Source organism: Frankia sp. AiPa1, from assembly GCF_023243075.1.
Classification (GTDB): domain Bacteria; phylum Actinomycetota; class Actinomycetes; order Frankiales; family Frankiaceae; genus Frankia.
In genome coordinates, this window is record NZ_JALKFZ020000030.1 from 1 (window position 1) to 525 (window position 525).

Annotated in this window: 1 pseudogene; it reads right to left on the minus strand. The window is 66.1% G+C overall.

The features are described from left to right. Positions 1-525: pseudogene (groEL, locus tag MXD95_RS04130) on the minus strand (chaperonin GroEL); the annotation flags it as partial.

Consider the following 525-nt stretch of genomic DNA (forward strand, 5'->3'; position numbering starts at 1 on the left):
TGCTTCTTCTCCTTGAGCTCGACCTCGGTGGCCGCGCCGACCTTGATGACCGCGACACCGCCGGCGAGCTTCGCCAGGCGCTCCTGCAGCTTCTCACGGTCGTAGTCCGAGTCGGACTTCTCGATCTCGTTGCGGATCTGGGAGACCCGACCGGCGATCTGGTCGGTGTCGCCCGAGCCCTCGACGACGGTGGTCTCGTCCTTGGTGACCACGATCTTGCGGGCGCGGCCGAGCAGGTCGAGCGTGGTGCTCTCCAGCTTGAGGCCGACGTCCTCGGAGATGACCTGGCCGCCGGTGAGGATGGCGATGTCACCGAGGATCGCCTTGCGGCGGTCACCGAAGCCGGGGGCCTTGACCGCGACGCTCTTGAAGGTGCCGCGGATCTTGTTGACGACGAGGGTGGCCAGGGCCTCGCCCTCGACGTCCTCGGAGATGATGACCAGCGGCTTGGAGGTCTGCATGACCTTCTCGAGCAGCGGGAGGAGGTCCTTGACCGCGGCGATCTTGCTGTTGACGATCAGGATG